15 protein-coding genes are annotated in these 19319 nt (G+C 76.5%); 13 read left to right on the plus strand and 2 right to left on the minus strand.

The features are described 5' to 3' along the window. Positions 1-43 precede the first annotated feature (43 nt). Positions 44-1069 (plus strand): hypothetical protein, encoded by a 1026-nt coding sequence (locus tag E5225_RS06440; RefSeq protein WP_136225361.1) that lies wholly within the window; start codon positions 44-46, stop codon positions 1067-1069. A 64-nt stretch (positions 1070-1133) separates the two neighbouring features. On the opposite strand, the gene E5225_RS06445 is transcribed toward E5225_RS06440, so the two are convergent. Then, positions 1134-1991 (minus strand): DUF3097 domain-containing protein, encoded by an 858-nt coding sequence (locus E5225_RS06445; RefSeq protein WP_135974662.1) that lies wholly within the window; start codon positions 1989-1991, stop codon positions 1134-1136. A gap of 212 nt (positions 1992-2203) precedes the next feature. On the opposite strand from E5225_RS06445, the gene hrcA reads away from it, so the two are divergent. Genes hrcA through E5225_RS06460 form a run of 3 tightly spaced genes read left to right on the plus strand, consistent with a single transcriptional unit; the run spans position 2204 to position 5162 of the window. Beyond that, positions 2204-3223: a heat-inducible transcriptional repressor HrcA gene (gene hrcA / locus E5225_RS06450; RefSeq protein WP_135974664.1), complete on the plus strand. Its 1020-nt coding sequence runs from the start codon at positions 2204-2206 to the stop codon at positions 3221-3223. Positions 3224-3282: 59 nt separating this feature from the next. Beyond that, positions 3283-4407, plus strand: a complete 1125-nt coding sequence (dnaJ, locus tag E5225_RS06455) for a molecular chaperone DnaJ (RefSeq protein ID WP_135974666.1) — start codon at positions 3283-3285, stop codon at positions 4405-4407. Then, the gene (locus tag E5225_RS06460; protein WP_135974668.1) at positions 4404-5162 is read left to right on the plus strand and encodes a 16S rRNA (uracil(1498)-N(3))-methyltransferase; all 759 of its coding nucleotides are present in this window, start codon (positions 4404-4406) and stop codon (positions 5160-5162) included. Before dnaJ ends, E5225_RS06460 begins: the two co-directional genes overlap by 4 nt. Positions 5163-5199: 37 nt before the next feature. On the opposite strand, the gene ppdK is transcribed toward E5225_RS06460, so the two are convergent. Then, positions 5200-7911: a pyruvate, phosphate dikinase gene (gene ppdK, locus E5225_RS06465; protein ID WP_135974670.1), complete on the minus strand. Its 2712-nt coding sequence runs from the start codon at positions 7909-7911 to the stop codon at positions 5200-5202. Positions 7912-8148: 237 nt separating this feature from the next. Here ppdK and E5225_RS06470 point away from each other — a divergent pair, with 237 nt between their 5' ends. From E5225_RS06470 to E5225_RS06510, 9 genes are all read left to right on the plus strand, one after another. Further along, the gene (locus E5225_RS06470; RefSeq protein WP_135974672.1) at positions 8149-9150 is read left to right on the plus strand and encodes a PhoH family protein; all 1002 of its coding nucleotides are present in this window, start codon (positions 8149-8151) and stop codon (positions 9148-9150) included. Beyond that, complete coding sequence (gene ybeY / locus E5225_RS06475) at positions 9147-9599, plus strand: rRNA maturation RNase YbeY (RefSeq protein ID WP_135974674.1); 453 nt, start codon at positions 9147-9149, stop codon at positions 9597-9599. The genes E5225_RS06470 and ybeY overlap by 4 nt, the downstream gene beginning before the upstream one ends. Next, entirely contained in the window at positions 9596-10933 is a 1338-nt protein-coding gene (locus E5225_RS06480; protein WP_135974676.1) for a hemolysin family protein, read from the plus strand. The genes ybeY and E5225_RS06480 overlap by 4 nt, the downstream gene beginning before the upstream one ends. Then, on the plus strand, positions 10930-11847 hold the full coding sequence (era, locus tag E5225_RS06485; RefSeq protein WP_135974678.1) for a GTPase Era: 918 nt from the start codon (positions 10930-10932) through the stop codon (positions 11845-11847). The genes E5225_RS06480 and era overlap by 4 nt, the downstream gene beginning before the upstream one ends. A gap of 1 nt (position 11848) precedes the next feature. Then, positions 11849-13531: an alpha/beta hydrolase family protein gene (locus tag E5225_RS06490; RefSeq protein ID WP_135974680.1), complete on the plus strand. Its 1683-nt coding sequence runs from the start codon at positions 11849-11851 to the stop codon at positions 13529-13531. Positions 13532-13618: 87 nt separating this feature from the next. After that, the gene (locus E5225_RS06495) at positions 13619-14515 is read left to right on the plus strand and encodes a PP2C family protein-serine/threonine phosphatase (RefSeq protein WP_135974681.1); all 897 of its coding nucleotides are present in this window, start codon (positions 13619-13621) and stop codon (positions 14513-14515) included. Next, positions 14512-16191 carry an FHA domain-containing protein gene (locus E5225_RS06500; protein WP_135974683.1) on the plus strand — a complete coding sequence of 560 codons (1680 nt, stop codon included), beginning with the start codon at positions 14512-14514 and terminating at the stop codon, positions 16189-16191. The genes E5225_RS06495 and E5225_RS06500 overlap by 4 nt, the downstream gene beginning before the upstream one ends. A 34-nt stretch (positions 16192-16225) precedes the next feature. After that, the gene (locus E5225_RS06505; protein WP_136225363.1) at positions 16226-17704 is read left to right on the plus strand and encodes an RDD family protein; all 1479 of its coding nucleotides are present in this window, start codon (positions 16226-16228) and stop codon (positions 17702-17704) included. Positions 17705-17713: 9 nt separating this feature from the next. Beyond that, positions 17714-19177, plus strand: a complete 1464-nt coding sequence (locus E5225_RS06510; protein WP_135974016.1) for an outer membrane protein assembly factor BamB family protein — start codon at positions 17714-17716, stop codon at positions 19175-19177. The last annotated feature ends 142 nt before the right edge of the window (positions 19178-19319 follow it).

Below are 19319 nucleotides of genomic sequence, written 5' to 3' on the forward strand. Positions count from 1 at the left end.
TGACCTGGGTGGGCGCGCCGCGCCCGTGGACCAGGAGAGCCCCATGACGGAGAACACCGGCGGCACGCCGCCGCGCGACGACGACGGCCCCGTGCCGCCGCCCGGGCCGGAGCAGCAGGGCGGCGCGTACCCGCCGCCCGCCGCGGGGCAGCCCCCGGCGTCGCCGTACGGGCCCCCCGCCGGGGGCTACCCGCCGCCGGCCGCGGGGGCGGGTCCCTACCCGCCGCCCCCGCCCGGGTACGGCCAGCCCGGCGGCGCGTACCCGCCGCCGCCCGGGTACGGCCAGCCGAGCGGCGCGTACCCGCCGCCCGGCCAGCCGTACGGCCAGCCGGGTGCCGGGGCGCCGTACGGCCAGCCGTACCCGGGCGCGCCCCGGGCCACCGTCGACGTGGGCGCGAGCCTGACGTGGGCGTTCACCAAGTTCGGGCAGAGCTGGGTCGCGTTCGTCGTCGGCGGCCTCGCGTGGTCCGTCGGCATCTTCCTGGTCGTCCTGCTGGTGTCGGTCGCGTTCGGCGGCCTCGGCGCGCTCGTGCAGAACGTGGACGACGGTGGCGCCGCTGCGGGGGCGGGTGCGGCGATCGGCCTGGGCATCGGGGGCATCGTGATCGGCGCCCTCGTGGTGCTGCTCGGTGCGCTCTGGCTCGCCGCGTACGTCAAGGCGGCGCTCAAGGCCGCGGACGGCCGCCAGGTGACGATCGCGGACATGTTCGACTTCTCGCACGCCGGCCCCGTCTTCGTCGTCGGCCTGCTCGTCTCGGTGGCCTACCTCCTCGTGAGCTGGACGTGGATCGTGGCGCCGCTGCTGATGCTCGTGATCGTGTACTTCGTGTTCTTCGCGGTGCACTTCGTCGTCGACCGCGACCAGGGCGCGATCGACGCGATCCGGTCGAGCGCGACGCTGCAGACGCGCGAGATCGGCACGTCGATCCTCGTCGTCCTCGTCGCGTGGGTCGTCTCCGCCGTCGGCGCCGCGATCTGCGGTGTCGGGGCCCTCGTCGGGACGCCGGTCGCGATCCTCGTCTCGGTGTACGCGTTCCGGCGGCTGACGGGCGGCACGGTCGCGCCCTGACGTCCCGGCCCGCAGCACGACGACGCCCCCGCCGGTCCCGGCGGGGGCGTCGTCGCGCGAGGGCTCAGGCGGTCACGAAGTCGATGAGCTCCTCGACGCGACCGAGCAGGCTCGGCTCGAGGTCGGCGTAGCTGCGGACCGAGCGCAGGATGCGCACCCACGCGCGTGCCACGTCCGCCTGCTCGTCCGCGGGCCAGCCGAGCTCGCGCAGGATGCCGCGCTTCCACTCGGTGCCGCGCTCGATGGTCGGCCAGGACGCCAGGCCCAGCCGCTCGGGCCGCACCGCCTGCCACACGTCGACGTACGGGTGCCCGAGCACCAGCACCGTGCCGGCGGGGGCGGCCCGCACCACCTCGGCCGCGATCCGGCTCTCCTTGGAGCCGGGCACGAGGTGGTCGACGAGGACCCCGATGCGCCGGTCCACGGTGGGCCGGAAGTCGCGGACCGCGGCGGCGAGGTGGTCGACGCCCTCGAGCAGCTCGACGACGACGCCCTCGACGCGCAGGTCGTCGCCCCAGACCTTCTCGACGAGCTCGGCGTCGTGCTTGCCCTCCACCCAGATGCGGCTGCCGCGGGCGACCCGGGCGGGTGCGTCGGGCACCGCGACCGAGCCGGACGCCGTGCGCGTCGGCCGGGCGGGCGCGGTGCGCGTGACGGGCGGCACGAGGACGACCGGAGCGCCGTCGACCCAGAAGCCGGGCCCGAGCGTGAACGTCCGCGTGCGGCCGCGGCGGTCCTCGAGCACGACCACGTGCTGGCCGCCCGACTTCTCCACCCGCACGACGGCGCCGACCCACCCGGTCTCGACGTCCTCGACGACGAGGCCGGTCTCGGCGGGCTGCTCGCGCGACGTGCGCGGGGGACGGTGGTGCCGGGTCGGGCCGGCGGAGAGGATGTCGGGGCCGTAGCGGTCGTGGCTCACGCGGGGCACGCTAGCCCTCCCGGGCGGCGAGCGGTCGGCGCCGGCCGGGCGCGTCGCACGGGCCCGGCACCCGTCGGGGGCGGGCCGTGCCGGGCCGGCGCGGCACGGCGTAGAATTGGCACTCGCGCACCGCGAGTGCTACCCGGGGCGCGACCCCGCTGGTGCACCGACCGCGGAGGCTGCACGCGGCACGACGCACGGGAGGAGGGCCAATGAGCGAGGACCGTCGGCTGGACGTGCTCCGCGCGATCGTGGAGGACTACGTCGCCACGCGGGAGCCCGTGGGTTCCCGTGCGCTCACCGAGCGGCACGCCCTCGGCGTGTCCCCGGCCACCATCCGCAACGACATGGCCGCGCTCGAGGACGCCGGGCTCATCGTGCAGCCGCACACGTCCGCGGGCCGCGTGCCGACGGACCTCGGCTACCGCGTCTTCGTGGACCGGCTGGCGGGCGTCAAGCCGCTCTCGGCCGCGGAGAAGCGCGCCATCGGCACGCTGCTCGAGCAGGCCGTCGACCTCGACGACGTCATCGACCGCGCGGTCCGGCTGCTCGCGCAGCTGACGCAGCAGGTCGCGGTCGTCCAGTACCCGTCCCTGCGGCGCTCCGCGCTGCGCCACGTCGAGCTCGTGCCCGTCGGGGCGCGCCACCTGCTGGTCGTCATCATCACGACGACCGGCCGGGTCGAGCAGCGCACGCTCGAGCTGCCCGAGGACGTCGACGAGGCGGTCGTGGCGCGCCTGCGCGTGCGGCTCAACGTGGCCGCCGCCGGTCTGCGCCTGCCGGACCTCGACCGTGCGCTCGAGGCGCTCGCGGAGGAGTTCGTCGCCGACGGCGCGGGGCTCGCGCGCGCGGTCGTCGCCGCGGTCGGCGAGACCCTCGCGCAGGAGCGCGAGGAGCGGGTCGTGGTCGCCGGTGCGTCCCACCTCGCCCGCAGCGCCGGCGCCGACTTCCCGCACACCATCGGCCCCGTCCTCGAGGCGCTCGAGGAGCAGGTGGTGCTCCTGCGCCTGCTGTCGGAGATGGCCGAGGACACCGCCGGCATCTCCGTCCGCATCGGACGCGAGACGCAGCACGAGGGTCTGGCGGAGACCAGCATCGTGACCAGCGGCTACGGCGCGGAGGGCGGCGTGGCCGTCCTCGGCTCCGTCGGCCCGCTGCGCATGGACTACCCCGGGACGATGTCGGCGGTACGGGCCGTGGCCCGCTACCTCACGCGCATCCTCGCCGGCTGACCGGCAGGCCCCGACCGACCTGTCGAGCCCCCGACGAGCAGGAAGCGAAGAGCACCTACGTGACGGACTACTACGAGATCCTCGGCGTCGCGCGCGACGCCACCCCCGAGCAGGTCAAGAAGGCGTACCGCAAGCTCGCCCGTGAGCTGCACCCCGACGTGGCGGGCACCGACCCGGCGGCCGAGGAGCGCTTCAAGGACGTCTCGCGCGCCTACGACGTGCTCGGCAACCCGGAGAAGCGCCGCGCGTACGACATGGGCGCCGACCCGGCGTCGCCCGGCGGCGGCATGGGGGGCGGCTTCGGCTTCCAGGACATCTTCGAGACGTTCTTCGGCGCCGCGGGCGCGGGGGCGCCGCGGGGGCCGGTGCCCCGCGCGCGCCGCGGCCAGGACGCCCTGGTGCGGCTCGACGTCGACCTCGCGGAGACGACGTTCGGCGTGCACCGCGAGGTGCAGGTCGACACGGCCGTGCTGTGCCCCACGTGCGGGGGCACGTGCTGCCGTCCCGGCACATCGCCGCGCACGTGCGAGGCGTGCGGCGGCCGCGGGTCGGTGCAGCGCGTCGCCCGCTCCTTCCTCGGCCAGGTCATGACGACGCAGCCCTGCGCCGCGTGCCACGGGTTCGGCACCGTCATCCCCGAGCCGTGCACCGAGTGCGCGGGCGAGGGTCGCGTGCGCTCGCGCCGCACGCTCTCCGTGGACGTGCCGGCGGGCGTCGACACGGGCACGCGGATCAAGCTCACGGGCCAGGGCGAGGTCGGCCCCGCGGGCGGACCGGCCGGTGACGTCTACCTCGAGATCCGCGAGCGCCGGCACGAGACGTTCGTGCGCAAGGGCGACGACCTGCACGCCACCCTCGAGGTCCCCATGACCGCGGCCGCGCTCGGCACGGTGCTGAGCATGGACACGCTCGACGGGCCGCAGGAGGTCGACCTGCGGCCGGGCACGCAGCCCGGCCAGGTCGTCACGCTCAAGGGGCTCGGCGTCGGTCACCTGCACGTCGGCGGGCGGGGCGACCTGCACGTGCACGTCGACGTGCACGTGCCGAGCGCGCTCGACGAGGAGCAGGCGGAGCTGCTGCGGCGCCTGGCGGTGCTGCGCGGCGAGGAGCGTCCCGACGCGCGCCTGTCCGCGGCGAACCCGGGCGTCTTCGCCAAGCTCCGCGACAAGCTCGCGGGCCGGTGAGCGCACCCGTCTTCCTCGTCGAGCCCGGTGCGCTCGCCGGCGTCGCGGCCGGCGGGGAGTTCCTGCTCGACGGCACCGAGGGCCGGCACGCGGGCGTCGTGCAGCGGCGTGCGCCGGGGGAGCGGGTCGACGTCGTCGACGGTGCGGGCGTGCGCCTGGTCGGCACGGTGCGCGCGGTCGGCCCGGAGGGCGTCCGGCTCGCGGTCGACGACGTCGTCGTGGAGCCGGAGGCGTCGCCGCGGCTCGTGCTCGTCCAGGCGCTCGCCAAGGGGGACCGCGACGAGATGGCGATCGAGGCGGCGACCGAGGTGGGCGCCGACGCGGTCGTGCCGTGGCAGGCGGAACGGTCGATCGTCGTGTGGCGCGGCGACCGCGCCGCGAAGAGCCGGGCCCGCTGGGTGGGCACGGTGCGGGCGGCGACCAAGCAGTCGCGCCGGGCGCGCGCGCCCGAGGTCGCGCAGGCCGTCGACGGCGCGGGGCTGCGCGCGCTCGTGGCACGCACGCTCGAGGGCGGCGGCGCCGCGCTCGTGCTGCACGAGGAGGCGAGCACGCCGCTGGCGGCGGTGCCGCTGCCGGACGCCGGTGACGTCCTGGTGGTGGTGGGTCCCGAGGGCGGCATCGGCGACCGCGAGCTCGACGGGCTGCGCGCGGCCGGTGCGGTGACCGCCCGCCTGGGTCCGCACGTGCTGCGCACGTCCACGGCGGGGCCGGTGGCGCTCGCGCTGCTCGCGCAGCGGCTCGGCCGCTGGCGCTGAGCGGGCGCGACCGCGCACGCGTGCGGGGCGGCGGCGCTCAGCGCGTGTCGGCGCCGCCGTGCGCGACCGCCGCGCGCCCGGCCTCCAGGCGCGCGACGGGCACCCGGAACGGCGAGCAGGACACGTAGTCGAGGCCCACCTCGTGGAAGAACCCGATCGACTCGGGGTCGCCGCCGTGCTCCCCGCACACGCCGAGCACGAGGTCGGGGCGGGCGGCGCGGCCCTCCGCCACGGCGATGCGCACGAGCCGCCCCACGCCCCGCTCGTCGATCGTCTCGAACGGCGACACCCCGAGGACCCCGTTCGCCGCGTACTGCGGGAAGAACGCGGCCTCGACGTCGTCGCGGCTGAAGCCCCACGTCGTCTGCGTGAGGTCGTTCGTGCCGAAGGAGAAGAACTGCGCCTCCTCGGCGATGCGGTCGGCCGTGAGCGCGGCCCGCGGCAGCTCGATCATGCAGCCGACGGGCAGGTCGATCGACATCCCGTGCGCCGCGCCGACCTCCGCCATCACCGTGCGCGCCCGCTCCCGCACCAGGTGCAGCTCCTGCACCGACCCCACCAGCGGGACCATGACCTCCGCGTGCGGGTCGCCGCCGGCGGACCTGCGCGCGGCCACCGCCTCGCAGATCGCCCGCACCTGCAGGTCGAACAGGCCGGGCACGACGAGCCCGAGGCGCACGCCCCGCAGGCCGAGCATGGGGTTGGCCTCGTGCATGCGCTGCACCGCGGCGAGCAGCCGCACGTCGTGCTCGTCGACCTCGCCGCGCTCGCGCGCGACCGCGACCTTGACGGCGAGGGTCGTCAGGTCGGGCAGGAACTCGTGCAGGGGCGGGTCGATGAGCCGGATCGTCGTCGGCTGGCCGTCGGTCGCCGCGAGCAGCGCCGTGAGGTCCTCGCGCTGCAGCGGGAGCAGCGCGTCGAGGGCGGCCCGCAGGTCCTCCTCGTCCTCCGCGAGCACCACGCGCTCGACGAGGACGCGGCGGTCGCCGAGGAACATGTGCTCGGTCCGGCACAGCCCCACGCCCTGCGCCCCGAGCCGGCGCGCGTGCGCCGCGTCGTCGGCCGTGTCCGCGTTCGCGTGCACGTGCAGACGGCGCACGTCGTCGGCGTGCGTGAGGATCCGGTCGACCGCGCCGACCAGCTCCCGCGTCTCGTCGTCGCCGGCCTGCGCGAACGCGGCCTCGAGCCCCTCCTCCAGGTACGTGGTCACGGGCGAGGGGACCACGGGCACCTCGCCGAGGTAGACGCGGCCGGTGTTGCCGTCGACGGCCAGCAGGTCGCCCTCGTGGACGACGCGCCCGCCCGCGGTGACGGTGCGTGCGGCCGTGTCGACCACCACGTCCTCCGCACCGACGACGCACGTGCGGCCCATGCCGCGCGCCACGACCGCCGCGTGCGACGTCTTGCCGCCCCGGGCCGTCAGCACCCCGACGGCCGCGATCATGCCGCCGAGGTCGTCGGGGCTGGTCTCCCGCCGGACGAGCACGACGTCCTCACCGGCCGCGGCGCGCTCCTGTGCGGTCGCGGAGTCCAGCACCACGTGGCCGACGACGGCGCCGGGCGAGGCCGGCATGCCCTCCGCGAACAGGTCGCGGCCGCCGCCGTCCTCGGCGAACCGCGGGAACGCGAGCCGGGCGAGCTCGTCGCCGCTGACGCGCGCGAGCGCCTCGTCCATCGTGATCAGGTGCTCGTCGACGAGCTGGCAGGCGATGCGGAACGCCGCCGCCGCCGTCCGCTTGCCGACCCGGGTCTGCAGCATCCAGAGCTTGCCGCGCTCGATCGTGAACTCGATGTCGCACAGGTCGCGGTAGTGCGTCTCGAGGCGGCGCATGGCCTGCCGCAGCTCGGTGTGCGCCGCCGGGTCGACGCGCTCGAGGTCGGCCAGGCTGAGGGTGTTGCGGATGCCCGCGACGACGTCCTCGCCCTGCGCGTTGACGAGGTAGTCGCCGTAGTCGCCGGCCCGGCCGGTCGCGGGGTCGCGCGTGAACGCGACGCCGGTGCCGGACGTGGGACCGAGGTTGCCGAACACCATCGTCACCACGTTCACGGCCGTGCCGAGGTCGTCCGGGATGCGCTCGCGGCGGCGGTACAGCCGGGCGCGCTCCGTGCCCCAGGACCCGAGCACCGCCACGATGGCCATGTCGAGCTGCTCCCGCGGGTGCTGCGGGAACTCGCGGCCGGTGTGCTCGCGGACCAGCTGCTTGTAGGTCTCGACGAGTGCCCGCAGGTCCTGCGCCGTCAGGTCGACCTCGCTCGCGACGCCGCGCGCCGCCGTCGCCTCCTCGAGCGCGTCGGCGAACAGGGCACCGTCGAGGCCGAGCACGGTGCGGCCGAACATCTGCACGAGCCTGCGGTAGGAGTCCCACGCGAACCGCTCGTCGCCCGACAGCTCGGTCAGGCCCTGCACCGACGCGTCGTTGAGCCCCACGTTGAGGACCGTCTCCATCATCCCCGGCATGGAGAACCGCGCACCGGAGCGCACCGACACGAGCAGCGGGTCGTGGTAGTCGCCGAGCCGCCGGCCCGCGGCGTCCTCCAGCCGGCGCACCGCCATGGTCACCTCGACCCGCAGCTCGGGCGGCACGCGTCCCGTGCGCATGTAGGCGCGGCACGCCTCGGTCGTGATCGTGAAGCCCGGCGGCACCGGCAGGCCCAGCCGCGTCATCTCGGCCAGGTTGGCGCCCTTGCCCCCGAGCAGGTCCTTCTGGTCCCGGTCGCCCTCGCTGAAGTCCTGCACGTAGCGGGCCACGGCGCCTCCTCGGCACGGACGGGCACCCGCCGGGACGCCCCCTGCCCCGGCGGTCCCTCCCAGTCTGTCCCGATCCGCCCGCGCGCTCCACAGGAGGCTCGTGGGCCCGTCTGCTCGTCGGTGCCGACGGCCTCGGTAGGATGGGTCCAGGCCCACGGTGCTGCCGCGCGGCCGGCCGGGCGCAGCAGCGCCCGGAACGCCGCACGACCGAAGGAGCGCACGGCGCCAGCCGAGCACATGGCCGACTCCAGCCCCGCACCCCGTGCCCCCGAGCCGCACCACGCGCGTGTCGAGCACCGCATCACCGTCCCCGCCGAGGTGTCGATGGTGGAGCTGCTCGGCCTGCGTGACGAGGTCCTGCGCACCATCGAGGACGGCTTCCGGGCCGTCGACGTCCACGTCCGCGGCAACGAGGTCACGCTCGCCGGTCCCGCCGGCGACGTCGGCCTCGTCACGCGCCTCGTCGACGAGCTCGTCGAGATGGCCTCCGCCGGCACGCCCCTGAGCCCCGAGGTCGTGACGCGGTCCGTCGCGATGCTGACCGCCGGGTCGCAGGCCCGGCCCGCGGACGTCCTCACGTTCAACATCCTGTCCACGCGCGGCCGCACGATCCGGCCCAAGACGGCGGGGCAGAAGGAGTACGTCGAGGCGATCGACCGCAACACCGTCACGTTCGGCATCGGCCCCGCGGGCACCGGCAAGACGTACCTCGCGATGGCGAAGGCCGTGCAGGCCCTGCAGGCCCGGCGCGTCAACCGCATCGTCCTGACCCGCCCGGCCGTCGAGGCGGGCGAGCGGCTCGGCTTCCTGCCCGGGTCCCTCTCGGAGAAGATCGACCCCTACCTGCGGCCGCTGTACGACGCGCTGCACGACATGGTCGACCCCGAGTCGATCCCGCGGCTCATGGAGGCCGGCACCATCGAGGTCGCACCGCTCGCCTACATGCGCGGGCGCACCCTGAACGACGCGTTCATCATCCTCGACGAGGCGCAGAACACCTCGACCGAGCAGATGAAGATGTTCCTCACGCGCCTCGGGTTCGGCTCCAAGGTCGTCGTCACGGGCGACGTCACGCAGACCGACCTGCCGTCGGGCACCACGTCCGGCCTGCGGGTCGTGGAGGGCATCCTCGGCGGCGTCGACGACGTCGAGTTCTGCCGGCTGTCGTCCTCCGACGTGGTCCGCCACCGCCTGGTCGGCGAGATCATCGAGGCCTACGCACGGTGGGACCGCGCATGAGCATCGAGGTCAGCAACGAGTCGGGCCACGAGGTCGACGAGGCCGAGTTCGCGGCGCTCGGGCGCTACGTGCTCGACGCCATGCACGTGCACCCCCAGGCCGACCTGTTCGTACGGTTCGTCGACACCGCGACGATGAGCGACCTGCACGTGCGGTGGATGGACGAGCCGGGCCCGACGGACGTGCTGTCGTTCCCCATGGACGAGCTGCGCCCCGGCCGTGAGGGCGAGCCAACGGGGCCCGGGGTTCTCGGCGACGTCGTGCTGTGCCCCGAGGTGGCCGCCACGCAGGCGCGCGCCGCCGGCCACTCGACGGTCGAGGAGATGCTGCTCCTGACCACGCACGGGATCCTGCACCTGCTCGGGTACGACCACGCCGAGCCGGACGAGGAGAAGGAGATGTTCGCCCTGCAGCGCCGCCTGCTGCTGACCTTCCTGGCGGGCCGATGACCGACGTGCCCGTCGCCCTCCTGGTGGCCCTCGCGGTTCTCGGGATCCTGCTCGCCGCCGCGCTGTCGGCCGGGGAGGTCGCGGTCCTGCGCGTGACCCGCGCGCGTGTCGCCGAGCTCGAGGCCGAGCACCACCGCGCCGCGGCGCGCGTGCGCCGCCTCGTCGAGGACCCCGCGCGCGTCGCGCACGCCGCGTCGTTCGTCCGGCTGCTGGGGGAGATGACGGCCACCGTGTCGATCACCCTCGCGATCAGTGCGGGGAGCCTGCCCTGGTGGGCGACCGCGCTGCTCGCGGTCGCCGCGTGCGCCGTCGTGGCGTTCCTGCTCGTGCGCGTCAGCCCCCGCAGCACCGCCCGCCGCCACCCCGTCGGGGTGCTCGCGGCGCTGTCGCGCCTGCTGCTCGTCACCACGGCGCTCGCGGGCGGCGTGGCGCGACGCGCCGTCCCGGCCGGGGCGGGCGACGACCACGACGACGCCGAGCTGCGGGACATGGTGGAGCGCGTCAGCGAGTCCGAGGCGATCGAGGACGCCGAGCGGGAGATGTTCCGCTCGGTGCTCGAGCTGGGCGACACCCTGACGCGCGAGGTGATGGTGCCGCGCACCGACATGATCACGACCCACGCGGACACGCCCCTGCACAAGGCGCTCGCGCTGCTGCTGCGCTCGGGCTTCTCGCGCGTGCCCGTGGTGGGGGAGTCGGTCGACGACCTCGTCGGCGTGCTGTACCTCAAGGACGTGGTCCGGCGGATCCCGCCGCACGGCGCGCCGGACGGCGACGACCCGCTCGACGCCCCCGCGTCCTCGCTGGCGCGGCCGGCGGTGTTCGTCCCCGAGTCCAAGCCGGTGGACGCCCTGCTCCGGGAGCTGCGGGACGGCTCGAGCCACATCGCGCTGGTCGTCGACGAGTACGGCGGCATCGCCGGGCTCGTGACCATCGAGGACGCGCTCGAGGAGATCGTCGGCGAGCTGACGGACGAGCACGACCCCAGCGCCCCCAAGGTCGAGGACCTCGGCGACGGGGTGTACCGGGTGCCGGCCCGCATGGGCCGGGACGAGCTCGGGGAGCTGTTCGGCATCGAGGTGGAGGACGAGGACGTCGACACCGCCGCGGGCCTGCTGGCCAAGGCGCTGGGCAAGGTCCCGCTGCCGGGCTCGGAGGCTGAGATCCACGGGCTGCACCTGCAGGCCGACCGCGTCGAAGGACGACGCAAGCGCCTCGCGACGGTGGTCGTGCGGCGCGCCGATGAGCCGGAGGACGACACGGACGCCACCCAGACCCCAGCCCGCGGCACCTCCGCGGTCCGCGACCAGCGACAGCCGGAGGCGGCCCGATGAGCCACCGGTCCGGCTTCGTGTGCCTCGTGGGGCGGCCGAACGCCGGCAAGTCGACGCTCACGAACGCGCTCGTGGGCCACAAGGTCGCCATCACGTCGGGGCGGCCGCAGACCACGCGGCACACCGTCCGCGGCATCGTGCACCGCGAGGACGCGCAGCTCGTCCTCGTCGACACCCCCGGCCTGCACCGGCCGCGCACGCTCCTGGGCGAGCGGCTCAACGACCTCGTGCGCGACACGCTCACCGAGGTCGACGTCGTCGGCTTCTGCCTGCCCGCGGACCAGAAGATCGGCCCGGGCGACCGCTACATCGCCGAGCAGCTCGCGCGCATGACGCCCGAGGGCCGGCCGGGCACGCCCGTCGTCGCCATCGTGACCAAGGCGGACCTGGTGCCCAAGGGGCGGCTCGCCGAGCAGCTCATGGCGGTCGACCGGCTCGGCGCGTGGGCGGACATCGTGCCGGTGTCGGCGCAGGACGGGTACCAGGTGGACGTCCTCACCGACGTCCTCGTGTCCCACCTGCCCGAGGGGCCCGCGCTGTACCCGGAGGGCGAGCTGACCGACGAGCCCGAGCAGGTCATGGTGGCCGAGCTCGTGCGCGAGGCGGCCCTCGAGGGCGTGCGCGACGAGCTGCCGCACTCGCTGGCGGTCGTCGTCGACGAGATCGTGCCGCGGGAGCGGCCCACCGCCGACGGCACCCCGATGCTCGACGTGCGGGTGCACCTGTTCGTCGAGCGCGACAGCCAGAAGGCGATCGTCATCGGCCGGGCCGGTGCGCGGCTGCGCGACGTCGGTACGCGCGCCCGCGGCCAGATCGAGGCGCTGCTCGGCGCGCGCGTCTTCCTGGACCTGCACGTCAAGGTCGCGAAGGACTGGCAGCGGGACCCCAAGCAGCTCGGTCGGCTGGGCTTCTGACGTGGGGGTGAGCGACTCGGGCGCCTTGCGCCGGGTCAGGCGCGCCGTCCGGCGGTCGACGACGAGCACGGGCCGGCTGTCGTCCGCGTACCGCCTGGTCGCGAGCGTCGCGCTGGGCAGCGTGCTGCTCGCGATCGTCGGGGCGGCGCTGGGCCCCAGCTGGTCGCCCGCGGCCATGACCGAGACCATCCGCGTCACGTCGACGAGCACGGCGATCGGCGGGGCGCCGGAGCTCGGCCGCTACGAGGTGCGCACGGAGGTCGTGGAGATCGCGCTCGACGGCGTGACGGTGCAGGGGCGCCTCAGCGTGCCGGTCGGCGCCGAGGAGCCAGTGCCGGGCGTCGTCTTCGTGCACGGGGCCGGGACCGGGCGCTTCACGAAGGCGTTCCTCGCCCAGGCGCACGCGCTCGCCGCGTCGGGCGTCGCGGCCCTCGTGCCGGACAAGCGGCTCGACACGTACACGGCGCGGCACCGCGAGTACGTGGCGATGGCGGACGACTACGCCCGCTCCGTCGCGCTGATGCGCGAGCGGCCGGAGGTCGACGCGGCACGCGTCGGCGTCTACGCCGAGAGTGAGGGCGGCTGGATCGCCCCGGTCATGGCCGCGCAGGACCCGGACCTCGCGTTCGTCGTCCTCGTGTCGGCACCCGTGGTGCCGCCGCGCCAGCAGGCCGCGTTCGCGACGGACGCGTACCTGCGCAACACGCAGGTGCCGCACGGCGTGTTCCGGGCGATCCCGCGCGCCGTCGGCATGTCGATGCCGGGCGGCGGCTTCGAGTACGTCGACTTCGACGTGCGTCCGTACCAGCAGCGCATGCGCCAGCCCCTGCTCGTCGTCTACGGCACGGGGGACGTGTCCATGCCGATCGTGCAGGGCGCCGTGCAGATCCGTTCGGACGCCGCGGTCGCCGGCAACGACGCCGTGACGGTGCGCTACTACGACGGCGCGAGCCACGGGATCCGCGTCGACGGCGAGGTCTCGCCCGCGTTCCTCGAGGACCTGCCCGGGTGGGTCCTCGGCCTGCCCGCGACGGCCGACGCCGAGCCGCGCGCCGCCGGGGCGCAGCCGACCCAGCCCTACCTCGCCGCACCGGTCCCCGAGCCGGGCTGGTTGCGCGACGGGACCGTGATGATCGCCCTCGTCGTGATCGCGCTGGCCGCGCTCGTGCTCGCCGGCCTCGCGGTCGTCGCGTCGCACGGGGCGCACGGCGCGGCGTCCCTCGTGCGGCGCACCGGGCGACGGGCGGCACCCCCCGCCGGGGACGGGCGCGACGCGCCCGACCCGGGCCGGGAACCGGAGGCGGCGGGAGACGCGGTCGAGGCGGTCGGCACCCGGAACCGGTACGCACCCGGCGTCGCGCTGCGGCTGGTCGTGCTCGCCGTCACGACGACGCTGACGGTCGCCGCCATGGCGTGGTACCTGCTGTCCGTGGCGCGCCTCGCGCTCGACTACGAGCGGAACTCGTGGGTGGTCCAGGGCGGCTGGCTCGTCGTGCGCCTGCTCGGGGTCGCCGCGGTCGTCGCCGCCGTCGCCCTGGCACGGCGCTCCACCGCGGTGCGGGAGGCGGACGTGCCCGTCGCACCCGGCGTGGTGCGCGGCGTGGCGCTGTGGACGGTCGTCGTCGGCTGCGCCGTGCTGCTCGTCGTGCTCGCGTACTGGGGCGTGTTCCAGCTCGGCATCTGACGCCGGGCGTGGTGATGGCACGGCCGGACCCCTCAGGTGCGGCACGATGTGCGCCGATGAGGACCAGATGCGGGGAAGGGTGGTGCAGTGCGTACGTCCTGGGGATCGGCGACGGACCGCGGCCGCGTCCGTGAGGTGAACGAGGACGCGCTGCTGGCGTACCCGCCGGTCTTCCTCGTGGCCGACGGCATGGGCGGGCACGACGCGGGCGACCTGGCGAGCCGGATCGCGGTCGAGGAGTTCGCGCAGCTCGCGGGGCGGTCGAGCGCGGGCGCGGACGACGTGCACGCGTGCTTCGCGCGCACGTCGGCGCGGATCCGGGACGAGTTCACCGGCGGTCGGCAGGGCGGCACCACGGTCGCGGGCGCCGCGGTCGCGGAGCACGACGGCGGGTCGTACTGGCTCGTGTTCAACGTCGGCGACTCGCGCGTGTACCGCTGGGCGGACGACGCGCTCGCGCAGGTCAGCGTGGACCACTCGGTCGTGCAGGAGCTGCTCGAGTCCGGCGAGATCGGCCCCGCGCAGGCGCAGCACCACCCGGAGCGGCACGTCCTGACACGGGCGCTGGGCACGGGCGAGCCGCCCGAGCCCGACTACTGGATGCTGCCTGCGGGCCCCCGCGACCGCCTCCTGATCTGCACCGACGGCCTCACGCGCGAGCTCGACGACGCCGCGATCGCCGCCGTGCTGCGCTCGGCCACCCAGCCGCAGGAGGCCGCCGCGCGCCTCGTGCAGGAGGCACTCGCGCACGGCGGGCGCGACAACGTCAGCGCCGTCGTCGTCGACGTCGCCGCCACCGTCGTCACGCCCGACGACGTGCAGGCCACCGCCCCCCGTCCGGCGGCCGACGACGAGCCGTTCCTGTGGGACGAGATGCTCAACGGCGTCACGCTGCCCCGCGCACCCCGACTGCCCGACGCGACGCCCGCCGCCGTCGTCGGGCACGCCCGCACCGTCCAGGACGTCCAGGAGGACCGGTCATGAACGACGCCACGCCCGCGCACCAGTACGCCGCGGGGGAGTGGACGGCCGTCGCCGCCGACGGTCTCCTCGCCCTCGTCGCGCCCGGCACCCGCCCCGAGGTCGCCGCGGGCCTCTGGGACGTGGCCGGCGACGGCGGCGGCGTGCTGTCCGCGCTCGAGGTCGTCGCGGCCGCCGGCTTCGCGCAGCTCCCGCAGTTCGCGATCGTGACGACGCAGGGTGCCGGCGCCGTGCGCGCCGTGCTCCGCGGCCCCGTCGAGCTGCGCGTCCGTACCGCCGACGGCGAGCAGGTGCTGTCCGCGAGCGAGGACGCCGTGTGGACCGAGCACCGGGCGGAGGACGTCGAGTCCCTCGAGCTGCGGGCCGGCGACGGCGGTGCGCAGGAGGCGCCGTGGTGGCCGCTCGTCGCCGGCGTGGTGCGCGCCTCCGTGGTCCGTTCCTCCGTGGTGCGCCGCGCCGTGGTGGACGACTCGCGTGCGGCCAGCGTCGCCGCGGCGGGGTCCGCCGCGTCGGGCCCCGCGACCGCGGCGGGCGGGTCCGCACCGGACGACGACGAGGAGGGTTCCTCGGCTCCGGCCGGGGACACGGCCGGCGCGACGGTGGCCGGCGACGCGCTCCCGCTCGCTGCCGAGCAGGCGAGCGCCGAGCCGACCGAGCCCGGGCCGGACGCGACGGTGGCAGCGGCCGAGCCGGATGAGACCGAGCCGGAGCCGGACGCGACGGAGGTCGAGCCGGAGCCGGACGCGGCAGAGCCCCAGCCGGTCGCGACGGAGGCCGAGCCGGAGCCGGACACGGCGGAGCCCGAGCCGGTCGCGGCGGGCGCGGCTGCGCTGCCGGCCCCGCCGACGGCCGACCTGCCGCCGCTGCCGGAGCCCGCGCCGGCCGAGCCGCTGCCGCCCGCGGCGGACGTGGCGCTCCCGCGGGAACCGGCCGGCCCGGTGGCGGGGTCCTCGACACCGACCCCGCTGCCGCTGGCGCCCGTCTCGACCGGCGACCCGGACGACCCCCTGGGCCTGCCGGCGGCACCGGTCGCGCTCGCGGAGGAGCCCGAGGTGCACGACACCGTGCTGCAGGACGACTGGTGGCAGTCGTCGACGCCGGCCCCCGACGCGCTCGCCCCGGCACCGGACGCGCCGACGTCCGGCCTCACCGCCGTGGACCCGTGGGCCGCGCCCGTACCCGCGTCCGCCCCGGCGCCGGACCACCTCGACCCGTCGGACGACGACCACGACGGCATGACGATCCTGTCCGGCGACCTCGCACGGCTGCGCGACCGCCTCCCGGCGTGGACCCACGACGCCGTCCCCGGGCCCTTCCCGACGCCCGAGCCGACGCCGCTGCCCGCCCGCCTGGTGCTGTCGACCGGCCTGGTGGTCGAGCTCGACCGCGCGGTGCTGCTGGGCCGCGCGCCGCAGGTGTCCCGCGTGACCGCGCGCGAGCTGCCGCGCCTCGTCACGGTGCCGAGCCCCCACCAGGACATCTCCCGCACCCATGCCGAGGTCCGCCTCGACGGCGACCACGTGGTCGTGACCGACCTCGACTCGACGAACGGCGTCCACGTGTCCCGTCCCGGCGAGGGCGTGCGCCGCCTGCCGGCGGGCGAGCCGAGCGTCGTCGCGACCGACGAGGTGGTCGACCTCGGTGACGGCGTGACCTTCACGGTGGAGCGCACGGCATGACCGCGCACCCGGCGGCCGGCCGCGGGGGCCGGCGATGACGCACCGCACCGGCGCGCTCCCGCGGGACGTCGACGTGACCGACACGCCCGCGTCCCTCGGGCGGCGGTTCCTCGCGGTCGCCGTGGACCAGCTCCTGGTCGCGCTGCTCCTCGCGCCGTTCACCCTCGACGCCCTGCGGCGCGTGCTCGCGACGGCGCGCGCGGCCGACCCCGGCGACGTCGTCGTCGCTCCGGTGGGCGTCGGTGCGCTCGTCGCGCTCGTCCTGGCCGCCGCGGTCGCGGCGACGCAGTGGGTCCTGCACGGCCGCCTGGGGTGGACGCTGGGCCGCCGCCTGCTGGGCGTGCGGACGGTGGACGTGCACAGCCGTCGTCCCGTCGGGCTCGTGCGGGTGCTCCTGCGCGAGCTGGTCGTCGCGGCCGGCGCGCTCGCGTGCCTCGTCGGGCAGGTCGCGGTGCTGGTGTCCCCGGCGCTCGACCGCACGGGGCGCAACCGCGGCTGGCACGACCGCGCGGTGGACGCCGAGGTCCTCCTCGCGCAGGACGGCGCGGTTGCGGTCCGGGCGCGCACCGGCACCACGGCCTCGCACACGTCGATGCTGCCCGTCTCCGGGCCGCTGTCGGCGGGTGACCCGGGCGGGGCGCCCGGTACGGCCGCCGCGGTCGCACCCGACGCCGCTGCACCGTCCTCGGCGGACGCACCCGCCGCACCTGCCGCACCCGCTGCGGCGTCCGCACCGTCCGGGCCGGGCGCGGCGGCGCGACCCGCGTGGGCTGCGCTCGCCGACCCGGCCGCGTCGGCGCCGGGAGCGGCGTCCTCGGGCCCGGGTGCCGCCGCGCGCGGCGCGGTGCCCGCGACCCGCCCGGCCGGCACCGTGGCCGAGCAGCCCTCGACCCCGGTCCGGACGGTGCCGACGACCACGGGCGGGCTCGTGCTCGCACCGCTCGACCCGCGGCGCGCGGCGCCCGACCTGGACACCCGGGCGCTGCCGGTCGTGCGCCCCGCGACCCCGCCGCCCCCCGCCCCGGGCACCGCGGAGGAGGACGGCCTGGCACCGGAGCTCGAGCTGACGCGACCCGCGCCGCCGCGGGAGGACGTGGTGCCCGCGCCGCGGCGCGGCGCCGCCCGCGGGCTGCGCGTCGCCCTCGACGACGGCCGCACGGTGACGATCGAGCGGGTCGCACTGCTCGGGCGCAACCCGTCCCCGGGCGCGGGCGTCCAGGTGGTGCGCGTGACGGACCCGGGGCGCTCGGTCTCCAAGACGCACCTCGAGCTGGGCGCCGACGCGGCGGGGGCGTGGGTCACGGACCGTGGGTCGACCAACGGCACGGTCGTGACGCTGCCGGACGGCGGCCAGGTCGTGTGCCGGGTCGATCACCCGGTACGGCTGCGGCCCGGTGCGGTCGTCGTCCTCGGCGACCGGTCGCTGCGCGTCGTCGCGGTGCCGGGCACGTCCGTCGCGGACGTCCTGCGGCCGGACGGGGCGCGTCGCGCGGAGGGCACCCCGCGCGCCTAGAGTCGGCCCATGACGGGCGCGCGCCCCGCTGCACGGATGCAGCTGGTCGAGCTCGCCGACTCCGACGACGAGGACGCGCCGGGGCCGGCGCGCACGGCCGCGCCCGAGCCCGGTCAGGACGCCACGACGCCACCCGCGGGGGGAACCCGCGCGCGCGTGCGGCGGTGGTGGCCCGCCGCGTGGGTCCTCGTGCTCGTCCTCGCCGCCGCCGTCGTGGCGACGCAGGTCGTCGCACGCGGCGCCGCGGCGCGGGCGGACGCGATCGCACGGCTGCCCGGGTTCGTGCGGCCGCTCGACGCGCCGCCCGCGGAGCTGTGGCGTGCTCCGGCGACGGGCCGCACCGGTGTGGTCCCCGCCGCCGGGCACGTCGTCACGGTGTCGGACGCGTCGGGGACCTGGCAGGTCCGCGCGCACGACCCGCGCAACGGTGACGTGCGGTGGGACGCGGACCTCGTGGAGACGAGCCCGGCCGGGTTCGACTCCGTGGCGGTGAGCTGCCCGCCGGGCACGCGGGGGAGCGCGCTCGTGCTGTGCCGGTGGACGGAGCCGCGCGTCGTCTACTCGCGCTCGCGGGAGACCGCCGACTCGGTGCCACCGACGCGCGTGCGGGCCCTGCGGGCGCAGGACGGCGCTGCGGCCGGCACGTGGAGCGTGGCGGACCCGCTGGTCGGCCTCCGCCGCGCGGGCGACGACCTCGTGGTGGCCACGGTCGAGCCGGACCGGCACGTGCTCGTCGAGCGGCGCGCCGGCGCCGACGGCGGGGTGCTCTGGTCGCACCGCTCGGCGGACGTGCTCGTCACTCCCGGCAGCGGCCGGATCGACCCGTCCCTCACCGTGGCGGGCGGCGTCGTGGTGCTGAGCGGGGACGCGACGACGGTGCTCGACGCGCGGTCGGGCGAGGTCGTCGCGCACGGGGCGACCGGCCGGCAGCTCGTCGTGGCGCCGCTGCCCGACGGGCGGTTCGCGACGTGGGCGTCGGTCGGTGGCGCGCACCTGCACGAGGCCGACGGGAGCCGTGGGGTGCCCGTGCCCGGCGTGCCCGTGCGCCTGGCCGCCGACGACCGCTCGGTCGGGGTGCTCCTCACCGACCTCGGCAACCGGGTGGCCGCGCTCGACCCGGACGACGGCACGGTCGTCTGGGAGCTGGCGACGTCGTACTCGCCCGTGGCCGCCGTGGACGGCGCCGTGGTGCTGTGGGGCGACGCGGCGCTGGGCGTCGCCGACGCGCGCGACGGGACCCTGCTGTGGGAGCACCGCACGGGGGAGGCGATTCCCTTCGCGCCGGTGACGGACGGCCGCCTGGTGCTGGGCGCGGAGCCCGACGGCCCGGAGCGGTGGGCCCTCGTCGCGCGCGGGCTGCGCGACGGCGTGCGGGTGTGGTCGGTCCCGCTGCCGGTGGGGGTCACGTCGCTCGAGGGCGTCGGCGGGGTGCTCGTCGCACGGACGGTCACGGAGGCGTTCGTGCTGGGGTGACCCGTCGGCCCGCGGTCGCGACAGGGCCGTGGTTGCGAGGGGCCGCTGCCACGGGGGTAGGGTCTTCCCCGTGGCGCACCGCAGCCTTCTTCTTCGTCGCCGCGACGGGGCCCTCTAGGCCGGCTCCTCGTCGCGGAGTGCG

The organism is Cellulomonas shaoxiangyii (genome assembly GCF_004798685.1).
Taxonomy (GTDB): Bacteria; Actinomycetota; Actinomycetes; order Actinomycetales; family Cellulomonadaceae; genus Cellulomonas; species Cellulomonas shaoxiangyii.

What these genes read in the sequence shown, in the direction of transcription:
- E5225_RS06440 (WP_136225361.1), top strand. Translation starts at nt 44, where the DNA reads ATGACGGAGAACACCGGCGGCACGCCGCCGCGCGACGACGACGGCCCC.
- hrcA (WP_135974664.1), top strand. Translation starts at nt 2,204, where the DNA reads ATGAGCGAGGACCGTCGGCTGGACGTGCTCCGCGCGATCGTGGAGGAC.
- E5225_RS06470 (WP_135974672.1), top strand. Translation starts at nt 8,149, where the DNA reads ATGGCCGACTCCAGCCCCGCACCCCGTGCCCCCGAGCCGCACCACGCG.
- ybeY (WP_135974674.1), top strand. Translation starts at nt 9,147, where the DNA reads ATGAGCATCGAGGTCAGCAACGAGTCGGGCCACGAGGTCGACGAGGCC.
- E5225_RS06480 (WP_135974676.1), top strand. Translation starts at nt 9,596, where the DNA reads ATGACCGACGTGCCCGTCGCCCTCCTGGTGGCCCTCGCGGTTCTCGGG.
- era (WP_135974678.1), top strand. Translation starts at nt 10,930, where the DNA reads ATGAGCCACCGGTCCGGCTTCGTGTGCCTCGTGGGGCGGCCGAACGCC.
- E5225_RS06500 (WP_135974683.1), top strand. Translation starts at nt 14,512, where the DNA reads ATGAACGACGCCACGCCCGCGCACCAGTACGCCGCGGGGGAGTGGACG.
- E5225_RS06505 (WP_136225363.1), top strand. Translation starts at nt 16,226, where the DNA reads ATGACGCACCGCACCGGCGCGCTCCCGCGGGACGTCGACGTGACCGAC.
- E5225_RS06510 (WP_135974016.1), top strand. Translation starts at nt 17,714, where the DNA reads ATGACGGGCGCGCGCCCCGCTGCACGGATGCAGCTGGTCGAGCTCGCC.